Below are 16,027 nucleotides of genomic sequence, written 5' to 3' on the forward strand. Positions count from 1 at the left end.
GGGAGCGGGCTTGCCCCGCGATAGGGACTGCCGAGGAATCAGCCGACCAGCGGATCACCGACATGCAGGATCTTCATGCCATTGGTGCCGCCGATGGTGTGGTAGCTGTCGCCCTTGGTCAGGATCACCCAGTCACCTTGCTCGACCAGGCCACGCTTGAGCAGCTCGTCGACCGCCGCCTGGCTCACCTTGTCGGCCGGCAGCGAGGCCGGATCGAAGGCGATCGGGTAGACGCCGCGGAACATGTTGGCACGGGCCTGGGTGGCGCGGTGCGGCGACAGGGCGAAGATCGGCACGTGCGAACGCAGGCGCGACATGATCAGTGGGGTATAGCCACTTTCGGTGAGGGCGATGATCGCCTTGACGCCGGGGAAGTGGTTGGCGGTGTACATCGCCGCCAGGGCGATGGACTCGTCGCAGCGCTCGAAAGTGGTGTGCAGGCGGTGGCTGGACTTCTGGCTGGTCGGGTGCTTCTCGGCGCCCGAGCAGATACGGGCCATGGCCTGCACGGCTTCGATCGGGTAGGCACCGGCGGCGCTTTCGGCCGACAGCATCACCGCGTCGGTGTTGTCCAGCACGGCGTTGGCCACGTCGGACACTTCGGCGCGGGTCGGCATCGGGTTCTGGATCATCGACTCCATCATCTGGGTTGCCACGATCACCGCCTTGTTGTTGCGGCGGGCGTGCTGGATGATCTTCTTCTGGATGGCGATCAGCTCGGCGTCGCCGATTTCCACGCCCAGGTCGCCACGGGCAACCATGACGGCGTCGGAAGCGAGGATCAGTTGGTCGAGGGTCTCGTCGTCGGCGACCGCTTCGGCGCGTTCGATCTTGGCCACCAGCCAGGCGCTGCCGCCGGCTTCGTCACGCAGCTTGCGCGCGTACTCCATGTCGCTGGCGTCACGCGGGAACGACACGGCCAGGTAGTCCAGGTCCATTTCCGCGGCCAGCTTGATGTCGGCCTTGTCTTTTTCGGTCAGGGCCGGCGCGGTCAGGCCGCCACCCTTGCGGTTGATGCCTTTGTGGTCGGACAGCGGGCCACCGATGATCACCACGCAGTGCAGGGCATCGGCGGTGGCGGTTTCGACACGCATGACCACACGGCCGTCGTCGAGCAGCAGTTCGTCACCGACGCCGCAGTCCTTGACCAGGTCGGGGTAGTCGATGCCGACGATATCCTGGTTGCCTTCGGTCAGCGGGTGGGCGGTGGAGAAGGTGAACGTGTCACCGACTTTCAGTTCGATGCGCTTGTTGGCGAACTTGGCGATGCGGATCTTCGGACCCTGCAGGTCGCCCAGCAGCGCGACATGGCGGCCGTTCTTGGCGGCGATGTCACGGATCAGGCGGGCGCGGGCCTTGTGCTCGTCCGGGGTGCCGTGGGAGAAGTTCAGGCGTGCCACGTCCAGGCCGGCGAGGATCAGCTGTTCGATCACTTCCGGCGAGTTGCTGGCGGGGCCAAGGGTGGCGACGATTTTGGTACGGCGGATGGTCATGCACAGACTCCTATAGTGAAGCGCAGCGAAAGGCTACTCCTCAATTGCGCTGTAGTCATTGTTCCGTTGCACTACCCGCACACGAAGCAGGGTTGCGTTTGAACGGCGCGGGTATGCTTGCAAAAGGCGGTGAAGATTTGTCGTGAAAGGCCGATACACTGCCCATCAAAGGAGAATTCCCATGCGCACCCTGATCGTTTTGACCATGGCGGCCAGTGTCGTCGGCTGCACCCGCTGGTCCATGGACCACCATTTGAACAATGCCTATCGCGCCTATGATCGTGGCGATTGCGCGAAAGTCATGCTGGAGCTGTCACAGGTCGACCGCACCAGCCGCGCCCGTCCGTTCATCCACCCGGAAGTGTCGCTGCTGCGTGGCCAGTGCCTGGAGCGGCAGAAACTCTACGTCGATGCGGCGCAGACCTATCAGTACCTGATCCAGCAGTACCCACGCAACGAGTACGCCTACCGCGCCCAGGCCCGGCTGCAGACGCTGGATAAGCTCGGCTACCTGCGTGGCAGCGAGGCGGCGGTGGCCAATCCGGTGAAGACTACACCTTGGCGTTAATCCCAAGGTGTCGATGATTTCATGTAGTCCGTCCGTCGGACTGGGCTAATCTGTTAAAGAGTTGTAACGATCATCGCCAGTACCTTGTCTTCCTGGCTCCAGGTACAGGACTTCACTGCGATCATGTTTATCGAGCGACACATACAACGTCATCAGCTGCCTTGCGTGCTCAAGGTGTTCAACCGCTGCACCGACCAGCAGATCGGTTATCTGGGCAACGCTTCGGAAGATGGCCTGATGCTGATCAGCCAGTTGCCGGTGCTGGTGGGGCCCGACTTCGAGTTGCAGCTGCGGGTGCCCCTCGCCGGCGGTGGCCTGCAGTTCATCAACCTGACGGCCAGTTGCCTGTGGTGCCGCGAAGATGAGACGCCGGGGCATTTCGATGCCGGTTTCATGCTGCTGCAGGCACCGCAGGAATACGATGAGTTTGTCCGCACCCTGCGCGACTTCTTCAGCTTCCGTCCCATGAACGCCTCCGCCTGAGGCTGGCCCAGCCCTCCCACGTGCCGTTAGACTCTGGTCGACCTCGAAACAGGAAGACCCCGTGAGCTCCAGCATTTTCTGGCACGACTACGAAACCACCGGCATCAATCCGCGCAGCGACCGCCCGCTGCAGGTGGCCGGCGTGCGTACCGACCTCGACCTCAACGAGATCGAGGCGCCGATCAGTCTCTACTGCCGTCCCTCAGACGATATCCTGCCGCACCCGGCGGCCTGCCTGGTGACCGGCATCACTCCCCGGCAGCTGGCCGACCAGGGCCTGTGCGAAGCCGAGTTCATGACTCGGGTGCACGATCAGCTGGCTCGCCCCGGTACCTGCGGCGCGGGCTACAACACCTTGCGTTTTGACGATGAGGTCACGCGCTACAGCCTCTATCGCAACTTCTTCGACCCCTACGCCCGGGAATGGCAGGGCGGCAACAGCCGCTGGGACCTGATCGACGTAGTCCGTACCGCCTATGCGCTGCGCCCCGAGGGGATTGTCTGGCCACAGCAGGACGGGCGCACCAGTCTGCGCCTGGAACTGCTGAGCCAGGCCAATGGCATCGATCACGGCCATGCACACGAGGCGCTTTCCGACGTGCGGGCGACTATTGCCCTGGCCCGCTTGATCCGTGAGAAACAGCCGCGGTTGTATGACTGGTTATTCCAGTTGCGCAGCAAACACAAGGTCATGGAGCAGGTTCGACTGTTACAGCCCCTGGTACATGTCTCCGGGCGTTTCTCGGCCCAGCGCAACTATATCGGCGTGGTGCTGCCATTGGCCTGGCATCCGCGCAACCGCAACGCGCTGATTGTCTGTGACTTGCAACAAGATGCTTCGCCGCTGCTCCAGGAAAGTGCAGAGGCCTTGCGCCAGCGGCTGTATACGCGGCACGAAGACATGACCCAGGGCGAACTACCGGTGCCGCTGAAGTTGGTGCATATCAACCGCTGTCCGGTCGTGGCGCCACTGTCGGTACTGCGCCTGGACGACCAACAACGCCTGGGGCTCGAGTTGTCGGCATTGCAGGTAAAGGCGGAACAGTTGGCCAATCAGCAGGCCATTTGGGGAGACAAGCTGGACATCATTTATCAGGAAGAAGGCTTTTCCCCCAGTGAAGACCCGGAGCAACAGTTGTATGACGGTTTTCTCGGCGACCGCGACAAGCGCCTGAGCGAACAAGTGCGGCGTGTGGATCCGGCGCAATTGGCACATGGACAATGGATGTTCGATGACTCGCGGCTGCCGGAACTGCTGTTCCGCTATCGTGCGCGGAACTTTTCCGACACCCTTGATGAACAAGAGCGCGCCCGTTGGCATGGGTTCTGTCAGCAGCGGCTTACTGATCCTACTTACGGTGCGCCTAATACCCTGGCGGACTTCGAGCAGGCATGCCAGAGCAGTTGGGCCGACGCCAGCGAAGCGGGGCGGCAGGTGCTGGAGGCCTGGCAAGCCCATGTCCGGCAACTGAAAGTGCAGTACCAGCTTTGAAATGTGCAGATAAACAAAAAACGCCGGCAAGTGCCGGCGTTTTTCATGTTGAAACCAATGCGCCTGTTAAGCGAATCAGTCCAGCAGGGTAGCCCAGCTTTCGACGACGTCGCCGCCCCACTTGGCTTTCCACTCTTTCAGGGTCTTGTGGTTGCCACCCTTGGTTTCAATAACCTCGCCGTTGTGCGGGTTCTTGTATTGCTTGACCTTGCGTGCACGCTTGGTGCCGGTGGTCTTGACTGCGCCGCGCGGGGCTTTGCTCAGTTTGCTTTCCGGATCGAGCAGGGCGATCACGTCACGCAGCGACTTGCCGTTTTCGGCCATCAGCTCGCGCAGCTTCTTTTCGAATTCCAGTTCTTTTTGCAGCTTGCCGTCTTGCGACAGGTTGGCCAGGCGAGCTTGAAGTTCCTTGATGGCTTCTTCGGTGGCGCGGTATTCGTTGATCAGGGACATGGTGTGTTCCTTAATGCATGTTCAGAGAGACAGTGACGCAATAATAGACAGGCGAAACTCTCAAGTAAACAATTTAATATTGATCACTCATTTAATAGTAGGCACTGACTGCGCAGCCATTAGGTTAAGAAAAATTTACAATTTGTCTGGGCTACTGGCTATTTCCCCTTGGGATGAAGGGAATAGGCTTGTGCGACGGTGTCCTCGAGCTTGAAGGCGCAGGGGTGTAGATGCTTACTGCGTTTTTCCCGGCAGGTCGCTAGAATATGCGCCTTTGCGAAGTTCTGGAGTCTCCCTCATGCGCACCTATCGACTGGTGATTGCCTGCCCCGACCGTGTCGGCATCGTGGCAAAAGTCAGTAATTTCCTGGCCCTCTACAATGGCTGGATCAATGAAGCCAGCCATCACTCCGACGAGCAAAGCGGTTGGTTCTTCATGCGCCATGAGATCCGCGCCGAGTCGCTGCCGTTCGGTATCGATGCTTTCCGTGAGGCGTTCGCCCCAATCGCCGAAGAGTTCTCCATGACCTGGCGGATCACTGACTCGGCGCAGAAGAAGCGCGTGGTGCTGATGGCCAGCCGCGAATCGCACTGCCTGGCCGACCTGCTTCACCGCTGGCACACCGACGAGCTGGACTGCGAGATTCCCTGCGTGATCTCCAACCACAATGACCTGCGCAGCATGGTCGAGTGGCACGGCATTCCGTTCCACCATGTGCCGGTCGATCCGAAGGACAAGCAGCCGGCGTTCGCCGAGGTCTCGCGCCTGGTCGCCGAGTACGGCGCCGACGCCGTGGTGCTGGCGCGCTACATGCAGATCCTGCCGCCGCAGCTGTGCCAGGAATACGCCGAAAAGGTCATCAACATCCACCACAGTTTCCTGCCCTCGTTCGTGGGTGCCAAGCCGTACCACCAGGCGGCGCTGCGCGGCGTGAAGCTGATCGGCGCGACCTGCCACTACGTGACCGAGGAGCTGGATGCCGGCCCGATCATCGAGCAGGACGTGGTCCGTGTCAGTCACGCCGACAGCATCGAGGACATGGTGCGCTTTGGCCGTGACGTGGAAAAGATGGTCCTGGCCCGTGGCCTGCGCTACCACCTGGAAGACCGCGTGCTGGTGCATGGCAACAAGACCGTGGTGTTCAACTGAGACGAGGGCTCAGGCATGGCAGATCCGCGTGACAAGGCCGGCGCTTCGGCGCCAGCGACCTTGGGCGAAGGCTGCTTGGCCCGCTTCGACCCCGAGGCGTTGAGCGGCGAGGACGGCACCGAGTTTCCCGGTGCCGCCGAGCTCTGGGGACGACTCAACCCGTCTGGTGACGATGCGCCTGCCGTGGACGCACCAGCAGGAACAGGAACACCGGCCCGCCCGCCAGCAGATAGAAGTAATAGGTAACCGCGCGCCAGATCAGGATCGCCGCGGCTGCCGTCGAACTGCCCACCAGCGGTGACAGCAAGGTCGCCGAGGTCAGCTCCGCCGCACCGGCACCGCCTGGCAACAGGCTGAACTGCCCGGCACTGAGCGCGAGCATCTGCACCAGGAAACTGGCAATCCACGCCAGGTCCACCCCCAAGCCCCGCAACGCCAGATACAGAACGCTGTAGCGCAGGCACCAGTGCGCGCAGGTGAGGGTGAACACCAGCGCAAGTGTGCGCCTGGGCATGCCCCAGGTTTCGCTCAGTGCGTGGACAAAGCGCAGCAGCTTGCGCGCCCAGCGCCGTCGGCGTTCCGGCGCGATGCCCAGGCGAAGCAACAACCGACCGTTGCCGCGCATCACCGCGCGTCGATAGCGCAGCAGCAGTAAAATCCCCGCAAGTGCGGCGCACAGCAGCAGGGCGCTGCCCAGCAGCATCTGCGCCTGGCTATGACCGAGGCGGTGGAACAGGGCATAGGCGGCAATCGCCAGCATCGCACAGAAGAAGAACAGCAGGTCGTTCAATTGGTCCATGGCGAACACCGCGCCACTGCGCGATGGCGCGATGCGCGCGCGGGCCAGCAGTGTCATCAGGGTCAACGGGCCACCGCTCCCGCCGGGGGTGGTGCAGATGGCAAATTCTGTGGCCATCACCACGCCCAGGCTGTGCATTCGTCCCACCTGCGTGCTCTGCTCACCCAGCAGCAGGCGCAGACGGGCGGCATTGAGGATCCAGCACAGCAGGATCATGGCCAGCAGCAACAGCATCAGCCCGGCGTCGAACGCGCGCAGGCGCGGGAGCAGGTTGCTGCCGCCGAGCAGGGTGGGCACCAGCATTGCCAGCAGCAGTGCCAGGGCCAACCAGCCCAGGCGCTTCATGGGGCGGCCTGGCGCCCCAGCCAGGCGGACTTGGTCAGTGGCTCACGGCCTTGGGCCAGCAACCGGTGCAGGGTGTCGAGCCAGTAATTGCGTGCGCTGGCGTGGCGCATGTCGACCGGATGCAGGCCCAGGCGCAGGGTGTCGGCTTCGCGCCAGCGGTGGCACTGCCAGTCGCTGACCACCCTCGACAGGCCGCGGCGCCATGCGCTGCGTGCGCTCCACACCAGCCCCGGGGCATCGAAGGCGGTGAAATCCGGCAGCCGGTAGAGATGGCGCGGTGAACTGGTATAGCGCAGCGGCAACGCCCGCAATGCCTGGCGCGTGCCTTCGCTCATCAGCCAGGCGGGAGCGACGAAGCCCGCCACCGGCCAGCCCTGTTTCTCGAACAGTGCCAGCCCCGCCTGCAGGCGCTGCAGGGCATCTGCCTGGTCCAGCCCATGGAACTCGCCTTCGTGGGTATAGATCCGGCGCATGAAGTATTCGCCCGGTCCGCGCGGTGGCGGGCCATCGTCGGCGTGGTAGTAGCCATGCAAGGCCAGCTCGTCACCTTGGGCCAGGCGCCGCTCGAGCAGTCGGCAGAAGGTAGGAGAACGCGTCAGTGGATTGCGATGGTGGAAATCCGGCACCACCAGCCAGGTCATAGGCACCCCGCCCAGTGCGTCGATGGCCTGGACAAAGGGCTGGTAGTCCGGCCAGGTTTCTGGCGCGACATCGTGCAGCACCAGCATCAGGCTGCGCGTGGCGGTCTGGCCCTCAGCCATGGGCGCGCACCGTCAGTGGGTGGCCGAGCACTGCCTGGTAATGCTGGAGCAGACCGTTGACCACGGTGTCCCAGCTGTAATGACGCTCCACATGCTGGCGCGCCTGACGGCCCAGTTGGTCCACACCGCAGTCGAACGCCTCGCGCACAGCTTCGGCCATGGCTTGGCCATCGTTGGGTGGACACAGCCGGCCGCAGTGCCCGTCGACGATCTCGCTGAAGGCGCCGGCACGCACGGCCACCACGGGCGTCGCGCTGGCCATGGCCTCGAGGATCACCAGACCAAAGGTCTCCTGGTCACCGGCATGCACCAGAAGGTCGGCGCTGGCCAGCAGTCGTGCGATCTGCGTGGGCGGGCAGAAGTGGTCGATCACGCTGACATTGCCCGGCACGTTGGCCGGCATGTTCGAGCCCACCAGCAGCAGGTGGTAGGGCTGGCCGAGCGCTTGCATGCAGTCGAGCAGCACCGGCAGGTTCTTTTCCCGTGAGCCGCGACCGGCGAATACCAGCAGGCGACGGTCGTCGGCGATGCCCATCTCGGCACGCAGGCCGGGGTCGTGCCGGTCGGGGTTGAACAGCGCCAAGTCCACACCCAGGCGCTGCACGTGCACATTCTCAACGCCCAGCCGGCGCAACTTGTCGGCCATTACCTGGCTGGGCGCCAGGACTCGGTCGAAATGCCCGTAGAGCTTGCTGACGTAGGCCTCGACATTGGGGGTGAACCAGTTGCCCATGCGGTTGCTTACCAGCAAGGGCAGGTCGGAATGATAGAAGCCGATCACCGGCACATCGAGCTTGCGCCGCGCCTCCAGGGCTGCCCAGGCGGTGAGGTAGGGGTCACCGACCTCGATCAGGTCGGGCTGCAGGCGGCGCAGCTCCTTGCACCAGGGCGCCAGGCGCAACGGGAAGCGGTAGCCATTGCCGAAGGGCAGGGGCGGGGCCGGTACGTGGTAGACACCATCGACATGGCTGGCATTGGCACCGGGAATCAGCAGGCTGTGGCGAACGCCGGGCATGGCGTCGAGGCGGCGGTGTTTGGCATCAAGATAGGTTCGCACGCCGCCGCTGGCCGGGGCGTAGAACATGGTGATGTCGGCGATGTGCACGATCAGCATCCCTCCGGGATCGTCCTCGAGTGTGTCATCCGGCGGTAATGAACCGGCGATGACGCGCCTGAGGGTTGACCTGTCTGAAGGATAGTTTGTTCGATCGGGATTTGGCGGGGCGCCCAGTCGCGGGGCAAGCCCGCTCCCATGACGGGAGCGGGCGGCAGGTCAGATGCGGAAGCTGCCGACCAGTTGCTTGAGGCGGCCGGCCTGTTGCTCGAGGTCCGAGCAGGCGCGCAGGGTGGCCTGCAGGTTCTCGACGCCTTCCTGGTTGAGCATGTTGATCTCGTTGATATCCATGTTGATCGAGTCGACCACGGCGGTCTGCTCTTCGGTGGCGGTAGCCACCGACTGGTTCATGCCGTCGATCTCGCCGATGCGCTGGGTGACGCTGCCCAGGCGTTCGCCGGCCTGGTTGGCGATCTCCATGCTGTCCTGGCTATGACGCTGGCTCTGGCCCATGGTGTCGACCGACTCGCGGGCGCCGACCTGCAGCTCCTCGATCATGGTCTGCACCTGTTGCGCCGACTCCTGGGTGCGGTGCGCCAGGTTGCGCACCTCGTCGGCGACCACGGCAAAACCACGTCCTGCCTCGCCGGCGCGGGCAGCCTCGATGGCAGCGTTGAGGGCGAGCAGGTTGGTCTGCTGGGAAATGCTGGTGATCACCTCGAGGATCTGGCCAATGTTGACGGTCTTGTTGTTCAGCGTCTCGATATGCTCGCTGGAGGTGACGATCAGGTCCGACAGGCGGTTCATCGCATCGATGTTGCGTTGCACCACCTGCTGGCCTTCCTCGGCCAGCAGCCGCGCGGAGCTGGCATGCTGCGAGGCCTGGGCGGCGTTGCCGGCGATTTCCTGGGCGGCGGCGCCGAGCTGGTTGATGGCGGCGGCGACGCTGTTGGTGCGATTGGACTGCTCGTCGGAGTTGCTCATCGACGAATTCGAGGCGCTGATGACCCGCAGTGCCACTTCGTTGACTTGCTCGGTGGCCGAGGACACCTCGCGGATCGAACCATGGATACGCTCGACGAAGCGGTTGAAGGCGCTACCGAGGATGCCGAACTCGTCGTGGTTGTGGATTTCCAGACGGCGGGTCAGGTCGCCTTCACCCTCGGCGATGTTCGACATGGCGCGAGTCATGGTGTGCAGCGGCTGCATCAGCACGCGGATCAGCAGGCCGAGCAGGGCGATGATGATCACCACCGCCACCAGCGTGGCGATCACCGCCGAAGTGCGGAAGGTGCTGAGCATCGAGAAGGCCTTGTCCTTGTCCACCGACAGGCCGATGTACCAGTTGGCCGACGGCAGGCCCTTGACCGGGGTGAAGGTAAGCAGGCGGGTTTCGCCGTTGAGCGTCACTTCGGTCAGGTTGCTGGACAGCCTGGGCGTGTTCTGCGGGAACAGGTCCGACAGCGACTTCATCACCAGGTTCTTGTCCGGGTGTACCAGGATCTTGCCCTGGTCGTTGACCAGAAACGCGTAGCCCATGCCGCCGAAGTTCAGCGAGTTGATGATCTGCACCAGTCCGTCGAGGGCCAGGTCGCCGCCGACCACACCGACCGAGCGCGAGGCGGTGCTGATGATCGAAATGACCAGCTCATTGGTGGCCATGTCGATATAGGGTTCGGTGAGGATCGTGCCATTGGCGTTCAGGCCGTCCTTGTACCAAGGACGCACGCGCGGGTCATAGCCGTCGGGCATCTTGGTGTCCGGGCGCACGGTGAAGGTGCCGTCGGGCTGGCCCAGATAGATGGTCTGGAAGCTCGAGGTGAGGGCGTTCTGGCCCAGCAGGGTACCGGTGTTCTGTGGGTACTGGGCAATATTCTGGGCGACGTTCTCGACCAGCTTGATGCGCCCTTCGAACAGGTTGCGGATATTGGTGGAGGTGGACTCGCCCATCTCAGCCAGGTAGTTCTCCAGGTCTTCGCGAATGGCGTTACGCTGGAGGTAGTCGTTGTAAAGGGTGAAGAGGCTGAAGGCGAGTATCACGATCAGTGATGCCGCCAGAAGAATCTTATGGCTGAAACGAAGGCTTTTATTCATAACGTGATCGCGTCCGCTAAGGTTTTTTATCGGGTCGTTCGCACAAAGCACGGCTGGAAAACAGTGCAACAATTCCCGTGGGTCCTTTTCGGGTTGTTACTGTCTTTCTGGAAGAATCAATTTGAAATATCGGCTGTCACGCGTCAGAACTTGAGCAGGGGATGAAAGAAGATGTCGGATTTCTTACGAATGGTAGTAGGAGCAGGTCCCGATGGTCAGCCGGTGTCCCAGTCCATGCGACTGGCCAACCGGCACGGCCTGGTGGCCGGGGCCACCGGCACCGGCAAGACGGTCACCCTGCAACATCTGGCCGAGCTGTTCAGCGATGCCGGGGTCGTGGTATTCGCCGCAGATGTGAAGGGCGACCTGTGCGGCCTGGGCGCGGCGGGGGCGCCCCAGGGCAAGGTGGCCGAGCGGATCGCCGGCATGCCCTGGCTGAACCACACGCCCCAGGCTTATCCGGTAAGTCTTTGGGATATCGCGGGGCAATCGGGGCATCCATTGCGCACTACCTTGAGCGAAATGGGACCGTTGTTGCTGGGCAACCTGCTGGAGCTCACAGACAGCCAGCAGGCCGCCTTGTATGCGGCGTTCAAGGTGGCCGATCGCGAAGGCCTGCTGCTGCTCGACCTGAAAGACCTCAAGGCCCTGCTCGCGCACCTGAAGGACAACCCGCAGCTGCTGGGCGAGGACAGCGCCTTGATGACCGGCGCTTCCACGCAGGCCTTGCTGCGCCGGCTGGCGACCCTGGAACAGCAGGGCGCCGAGGCGCTGTTCGGCGAGCCGGCGCTGCAACTGCAGGACCTGCTGCGCCCCGAAGGCGATGGTCGCGGGCGTATTCACCTGCTCGATGCCAGCCGCCTGGTGCATGACGCGCCCAAGGTCTACGCGACCTTCCTGTTGTGGCTGCTGGCCGAGCTGTTCGAGCAGTTGCCGGAGCGTGGCGATTCCGACAAGCCGGTGCTGGCACTGTTCTTCGACGAAGCGCACCTGCTGTTCAACGGCACCCCCAAGGCGTTGCAGGACCGCCTGGAGCTGGTGGTGCGGTTGATCCGCTCCAAGGGCGTGGGGGTGTATTTCGTCACCCAGTCGCCGGGCGACCTGCCGGATGCGGTACTGGCTCAGTTGGGGCTGCGCATCCAGCATGGCCTGCGGGCATTCACCGCCAAGGAGCAGAAGTCGCTGCGCGCGGTGGCCGATGGTTTCCGTCCCAATCCGGCGTTCGACAGCCTGGCGGTGTTGACCGAGCTGGGCATTGGTGAGGCTCTGGTCGGGACGTTGGAAGAGAAGGGTACGCCGGCCATGGTCCAGCGGGTGCTGGTCGCGCCGCCGCAGTCGCGGATCGGGCCATTGAGCGCAGTCGAGCGGCAGGCACTGATCGCGGCATCGCCGCTGGCAGGGCGCTATGACAAGCCGGTGGACCGTGAGTCGGCCTATGAAATGCTTACCCAGCGCAAGGGCGAGCCGGTGGAGCCCGCGCCCCAGGCCAAGGCCGACGAGGACAGCTTCGCCGACAAGGCCGGCGAGTTTCTGCAGAGCGCGGCGGGGCAGGCCATCAAGTCGGCGGTGCGCCAGGCGGCCAATCAGTTGGGGCGGCAGTTGGTGCGTGGGTTGATGGGATCGTTGCTGGGCGGGAAGAAACGTTAAACCCGTTACCCCGCGATAGGGCGCGAATGACGGATATGAAAAAGGCGCCCTGCAAAGGCGCCTTTTTCAGTACTGCATCAGCACTCAGCCAATGGCCTTGGTGGCCAGCCAGAACAGGCCGGCCGCCAGGCCCATCGTTGCCGGCAGGGTGAGTACCCAGGCCAGCAGGATGGTCTTCACGGTGCCGCCCTGCAGGCCGCTCTTGTTGGCGACCATGGTACCGGCGACACCCGACGACAGCACGTGGGTGGTGGACACCGGCAGGCTGAACACGTTGGCCATGCCGATGGCGCAGGCCGCGGTGATCTGGGCCGACATGCCCTGGGCATAGGTCATGCCCTGCTTGCCGATCTTCTCGCCGACAGTCAGTACCACGCGTTTCCAGCCGACCATGGTGCCCAGGCCCAGGGCCAGTGCGACGGCGACGATCACCCAGAACGGTGCATACTCGGTGGTGGCGGTCAGGTCCTTGCGCAGTTTCTCCAGGTCGGCCTTTTCACGGGCCTGCAGGCCCGGCAGCTTGCCGACCTTCTTCGCCGTGTCGTCCAGGCACAGCAGGTAGCGACGTACTTCGACGCGCTTCTCGGCGCTCAGGGCGCGGTAGTCGGTCACGCCGGCCAGCGACGATTGCAGCGCGGCGATGGTTGGCTCGGTCTGCTGTGGATTGCAGCTGAACTGCTCCGGCAGGTCGCTCGCCTGCGCCTTGCCCAGCGCCAGGAACTCGCCCAGGGTGGCGGCGTTGCGCTGGTAGAACTGGCTCAGGTGCAGGGTGGCGTCACGGGTACGCTCGATCTGGTAGGTGGTGCTGTTCAGGTCGAGGACGAACTTGGCCGGGACGATGCCGATCAGCACCAGCATGATCAGACCGATGCCTTTCTGGCCATCGTTGGAGCCGTGCACGAAGCTCACGCCCATGGCCGAGATCACCAGCACCAGGCGGTTCCAGAACGGCGGGTGCTTCTTGTCGTCGAGCTTGCGGCGCTGGTCCGGGGTCTTGTGCATCTTCGACAGCGGACGCCACCATTTCAGGCCGATCAGCAGCAGGGCGGCGACAGCGAAGCCGGCCATGGGCGAAAGCACCAGGGACATGCCGATGTCGATCGCCTTCTGCCAGTTGACGCCGTCGCCCAGCGGAATGTCGCTGAGCAGGGCGTTGGCCAGGCCGACACCGAGGATCGAGCCGATCAGGGTGTGTGAACTGGAGGCCGGGATACCGAAGTACCAGGTGCCCAGGTTCCAGGTGATGGCCGCAGCCAGCAGCGAGAAGACCATGGCCAGGCCGTGGCCGGTGTTCACGTTGATCAGCAGTTCGACCGGCAGCAGGTGGACGATGGCGTAGGCCACCCCGACACCGCCGAGCAGAACGCCGAGGAAGTTGAACACCCCGGAGAAGAACACGGCCAGGTGCGGTGGCATGGCCTTGGTATAGATGACAGTGGCTACCGCGTTGGCGGTGTCATGAAAGCCATTGATGAACTCGAATGCGAGCACGAAGGTCAGAGCGAGCGTCAGGCTCACGATAACCCAGGCATCCAGTCCGCTGAATAAATCGATCATGAAGGTTGTCTGGCGGTCTTAGGGGGGGCGGATTATGCCAGAAAACCATGGCAATCGATGCACCCGCCACTGACCGATGGCAGGGGAATGTCGACCCCATCCACGCGTCGTGCGAGGGGGCTGTTGCGAAAAAACGCCGTAAAAAATCGATAAATTTCAGAAAAATCAGCGATTTGAGACGATTTAGGCAAGTTTTCCGCAATTAAAACGCTTGTATGAAATTTGTGTGATTCCATTTCATATCGAGCAATTTTGCCCAGGATGCCTCGCTGCAATCGCCATAGGGTGATGGCGCTGTAGCATCGCTCAGCTTCAATCGCCGTCGCTGCGCAGTTCCTTTTCGATCTTCTCGATCTCCTGGGCGAAGGCCTGGTCGAGAATGCTGGCGCGTTTACGCCAGGGTTTGCGTTCCGGGTCGGGTTGTGCGGCATAGGTGGTGACTTCACCACCGTAAACATCCTTGTAACGTTCAGCCTGGCGCTCGAGTTCGGCGCGCAGTTCTTCTTTCGTCACAGTAATACCTGAATAGGTTAAGTTGGGCGTTGGCCGTTAAATACACATGCTGAATGTGGACATACAGGCAGCGCGTACACATCGTTGCACTTGGAATGACTGTGCGTGGGGAGGGCGACCTGCCGTGCACCACACGACACGCCGCTGCTCAAGCAGCGGGCTGGCGTCAGGAAGGCAACGAAAGTTTATCGATTGGATCCGTTATACAGCACTGGCAATCAACAGTGCCGATTATAGCAATCGTCAATTCGAAGGCTATCGTTCTTTACGCGTCATTGACAACAGACCGGAAGTTATTCTGGCCAGACAAAGTTTTGGCCTGATTGGCGTGCTGAAAGTTCCACTTGTCAGGGGGCCACTTTGACCGTTCGCTGTCAGAAATGAAAACGGCCTCGCTAGGAGGCGAGGCCGCTGCCTGGGACTTCTACGGTGGGTACCTGACCAGTCTCTCCAAAGAAGCCACATGTGGCAGGGGAAAGGTATAAGCAAACGTGTCAGCGGTCAATTGCGATTATCGGCCGTTCGTTCGATAATCGCACGAGGTAGCGATTTTTTGAGGCATGTCCATGAGCGAAGAAACCAGCGGGCCGCCAGCAAACGAGCCCACGCGCAGTACCAGCCCCGCCCTGGCACCGCCGATCGTGGCGTCCGCGGCCAAGCGCATTCAGGCCTTCACCGGCGACCCGGACTTCATGACTTCCCTGGCCCGCGGGCTGGCAGTGATCCAGGCGTTCCAGGAGCGCAAGCGACACCTGACCATCGCGCAGATCAGCCACCGCACGGAAATACCCCGGGCGGCGGTGCGGCGTTGTCTGCATACCTTGATGAAGCTGGGTTATGCGACCACCGACGGGCGTACCTATTCGCTGTTGCCCAAGGTGTTGACCCTTGGCCATGCCTACCTGTCGTCGACGCCGTTGGCGGTATCGGCACAGCCCTACCTCGACCGGATCAGCGACCAGCTACACGAAGCGGCCAACATGGCCACGCTGGAAGGCGACGACATTCTTTATATAGCGCGCTCGGCCACGGTCGAACGGTTGATCTCGGTCGACCTGTCCGTCGGTGGGCGGTTGCCGGCCTATTGCACGTCGATGGGGCGCATCCTCTTGGCGGCGCTTGACGACGCCAGCCTGCACGAATATCTGGATAGGGCGGACCTCAAGGCGCGGACCAGCCGTACACTGCACGACCCTGAATCGTTGTTCGCCTGCATCCAGCAGGTGCGCGAGCAGGGTTGGTGCGTGGTCGACCAGGAACTGGAGCAGGGGTTGCGTTCGATTGCCGTGCCGATCTATGACGCCTCCGGGCAGGTGCTGGCGGCGTTGAACGTGAGCACCCATGTCGGTCGGGTCAGCCGTGGGGAACTGGAGCAACGTTTCCTGCCGATCCTGCTGGCGGCCAGCCGGGACCTGTGTCACCAGTTGTTTGGCTGAGCAACGTCGGGGCGCATTGCGCCCATCGCCGGCAAACGGGCTTTCACACCGTGCGGGCTGAGCTGCCGAACCGGCGCTGCCGTTTCCTGTTCGATAAACGCACAGTGTCGTTCCCGACGAATTGCGCTACCCACACCTGCTGATTAATGTCTGTCGCACGCGTCGGCTTTGCCGACCGGACA

Annotated in this window: 15 protein-coding genes and 1 pseudogene; 7 read left to right on the plus strand and 9 right to left on the minus strand. The window is 62.8% G+C overall.

The window, feature by feature from the left end; genetic code table 11:
• Positions 1–38: 38 nt before the first annotated feature.
• Positions 39–1,493: a pyruvate kinase gene (gene pyk / locus ACVWZ5_RS06590; RefSeq protein ID WP_028690233.1), complete on the minus strand. Its 1,455-nt coding sequence runs from the start codon at positions 1,491–1,493 to the stop codon at positions 39–41.
• A 181-nt stretch (positions 1,494–1,674) separates the two neighbouring features.
• On the opposite strand from pyk, the gene ACVWZ5_RS06595 reads away from it, so the two are divergent.
• From ACVWZ5_RS06595 to sbcB, 3 genes are all read left to right on the plus strand, one after another.
• A complete protein-coding gene (locus ACVWZ5_RS06595; RefSeq protein WP_028690232.1) occupies positions 1,675–2,061 on the plus strand; it encodes a tol-pal system YbgF family protein in 387 nt (128 codons plus the stop codon).
• Positions 2,062–2,184: 123 nt separating this feature from the next.
• Positions 2,185–2,544: a PilZ domain-containing protein gene (locus tag ACVWZ5_RS06600; protein WP_028690231.1), complete on the plus strand. Its 360-nt coding sequence runs from the start codon at positions 2,185–2,187 to the stop codon at positions 2,542–2,544.
• 61 nt (positions 2,545–2,605) lie between these two features.
• The gene (gene sbcB, locus ACVWZ5_RS06605) at positions 2,606–4,036 is read left to right on the plus strand and encodes an exodeoxyribonuclease I (protein WP_457340480.1); all 1,431 of its coding nucleotides are present in this window, start codon (positions 2,606–2,608) and stop codon (positions 4,034–4,036) included.
• 75 nt (positions 4,037–4,111) lie between these two features.
• Here the strand turns inward: sbcB and mvaT are convergent, their stop codons facing one another.
• Positions 4,112–4,489: a histone-like nucleoid-structuring protein MvaT gene (gene mvaT, locus ACVWZ5_RS06610; RefSeq protein WP_028690229.1), complete on the minus strand. Its 378-nt coding sequence runs from the start codon at positions 4,487–4,489 to the stop codon at positions 4,112–4,114.
• Between the two features lie 298 nt (positions 4,490–4,787).
• Here mvaT and purU point away from each other — a divergent pair, with 298 nt between their 5' ends.
• The gene (purU, locus tag ACVWZ5_RS06615; protein WP_457340481.1) at positions 4,788–5,639 is read left to right on the plus strand and encodes a formyltetrahydrofolate deformylase; all 852 of its coding nucleotides are present in this window, start codon (positions 4,788–4,790) and stop codon (positions 5,637–5,639) included.
• Between the two features lie 15 nt (positions 5,640–5,654).
• Positions 5,655–5,885, plus strand: coding sequence for a hypothetical protein (locus ACVWZ5_RS06620; RefSeq protein WP_081100221.1), 231 nt, complete (start codon positions 5,655–5,657; stop codon positions 5,883–5,885).
• Here ACVWZ5_RS06620 and ACVWZ5_RS06625 read toward each other — a convergent pair.
• From ACVWZ5_RS06625 to ACVWZ5_RS06645, 5 genes and pseudogenes are all read right to left on the minus strand, one after another.
• A complete protein-coding gene (locus ACVWZ5_RS06625; RefSeq protein ID WP_457340482.1) occupies positions 5,794–6,783 on the minus strand; it encodes a lysylphosphatidylglycerol synthase transmembrane domain-containing protein in 990 nt (329 codons plus the stop codon). The two genes, ACVWZ5_RS06620 and ACVWZ5_RS06625, sit on opposite strands and share 92 nt — an antisense overlap.
• A complete protein-coding gene (locus ACVWZ5_RS06630; RefSeq protein ID WP_084941918.1) occupies positions 6,780–7,544 on the minus strand; it encodes a DUF2334 domain-containing protein in 765 nt (254 codons plus the stop codon). Before ACVWZ5_RS06630 ends, ACVWZ5_RS06625 begins: the two co-directional genes overlap by 4 nt.
• Positions 7,537–8,658, minus strand: a complete 1,122-nt coding sequence (locus tag ACVWZ5_RS06635) for a glycosyltransferase family 4 protein (protein WP_084941917.1) — start codon at positions 8,656–8,658, stop codon at positions 7,537–7,539. Before ACVWZ5_RS06635 ends, ACVWZ5_RS06630 begins: the two co-directional genes overlap by 8 nt.
• A 159-nt stretch (positions 8,659–8,817) precedes the next feature.
• Entirely contained in the window at positions 8,818–9,582 is a 765-nt protein-coding gene (locus ACVWZ5_RS06640; RefSeq protein ID WP_371349843.1) for a methyl-accepting chemotaxis protein, read from the minus strand.
• Positions 9,583–9,675: 93 nt separating this feature from the next.
• Positions 9,676–10,692: pseudogene (locus ACVWZ5_RS06645) on the minus strand (HAMP domain-containing protein); the annotation flags it as partial.
• Positions 10,693–10,863: 171 nt separating this feature from the next.
• Here ACVWZ5_RS06645 and ACVWZ5_RS06650 point away from each other — a divergent pair.
• The gene (locus ACVWZ5_RS06650) at positions 10,864–12,339 is read left to right on the plus strand and encodes a helicase HerA-like domain-containing protein (protein ID WP_457340483.1); all 1,476 of its coding nucleotides are present in this window, start codon (positions 10,864–10,866) and stop codon (positions 12,337–12,339) included.
• An 84-nt stretch (positions 12,340–12,423) separates the two neighbouring features.
• Here the strand turns inward: ACVWZ5_RS06650 and ACVWZ5_RS06655 are convergent, their stop codons facing one another.
• A complete protein-coding gene (locus ACVWZ5_RS06655; protein ID WP_028690222.1) occupies positions 12,424–13,896 on the minus strand; it encodes an inorganic phosphate transporter in 1,473 nt (490 codons plus the stop codon).
• 312 nt (positions 13,897–14,208) lie between these two features.
• Positions 14,209–14,409 (minus strand): hypothetical protein, encoded by a 201-nt coding sequence (locus tag ACVWZ5_RS06660; protein ID WP_028690221.1) that lies wholly within the window; start codon positions 14,407–14,409, stop codon positions 14,209–14,211.
• Positions 14,410–14,975: 566 nt separating this feature from the next.
• Between ACVWZ5_RS06660 and pcaR the strand changes: the two genes are divergently transcribed.
• Positions 14,976–15,845 carry a pca regulon transcriptional regulator PcaR gene (pcaR, locus tag ACVWZ5_RS06665; protein WP_062572953.1) on the plus strand — a complete coding sequence of 290 codons (870 nt, stop codon included), beginning with the start codon at positions 14,976–14,978 and terminating at the stop codon, positions 15,843–15,845.
• Positions 15,846–16,027 lie beyond the last annotated feature (182 nt).

The sequence above is a fragment of the Pseudomonas sp. TE6283 genome (assembly GCF_054060555.1).

Coding starts and splice junctions, on each gene's coding strand:
- pyk (WP_028690233.1), bottom strand. CDS start 1,493: ATGACCATCCGCCGTACCAAAATCGTCGCCACCCTTGGCCCCGCCAGC.
- ACVWZ5_RS06595 (WP_028690232.1), top strand. CDS start 1,675: ATGCGCACCCTGATCGTTTTGACCATGGCGGCCAGTGTCGTCGGCTGC.
- ACVWZ5_RS06600 (WP_028690231.1), top strand. CDS start 2,185: ATGTTTATCGAGCGACACATACAACGTCATCAGCTGCCTTGCGTGCTC.
- mvaT (WP_028690229.1), bottom strand. CDS start 4,489: ATGTCCCTGATCAACGAATACCGCGCCACCGAAGAAGCCATCAAGGAA.
- purU (WP_457340481.1), top strand. CDS start 4,788: ATGCGCACCTATCGACTGGTGATTGCCTGCCCCGACCGTGTCGGCATC.
- ACVWZ5_RS06620 (WP_081100221.1), top strand. CDS start 5,655: ATGGCAGATCCGCGTGACAAGGCCGGCGCTTCGGCGCCAGCGACCTTG.
- ACVWZ5_RS06625 (WP_457340482.1), bottom strand. CDS start 6,783: ATGAAGCGCCTGGGCTGGTTGGCCCTGGCACTGCTGCTGGCAATGCTG.
- ACVWZ5_RS06630 (WP_084941918.1), bottom strand. CDS start 7,544: ATGGCTGAGGGCCAGACCGCCACGCGCAGCCTGATGCTGGTGCTGCAC.
- ACVWZ5_RS06635 (WP_084941917.1), bottom strand. CDS start 8,658: ATGCTGATCGTGCACATCGCCGACATCACCATGTTCTACGCCCCGGCC.
- ACVWZ5_RS06640 (WP_371349843.1), bottom strand. CDS start 9,582: ATGAGCAACTCCGACGAGCAGTCCAATCGCACCAACAGCGTCGCCGCC.
- ACVWZ5_RS06650 (WP_457340483.1), top strand. CDS start 10,864: ATGTCGGATTTCTTACGAATGGTAGTAGGAGCAGGTCCCGATGGTCAG.
- ACVWZ5_RS06655 (WP_028690222.1), bottom strand. CDS start 13,896: ATGATCGATTTATTCAGCGGACTGGATGCCTGGGTTATCGTGAGCCTG.
- pcaR (WP_062572953.1), top strand. CDS start 14,976: ATGAGCGAAGAAACCAGCGGGCCGCCAGCAAACGAGCCCACGCGCAGT.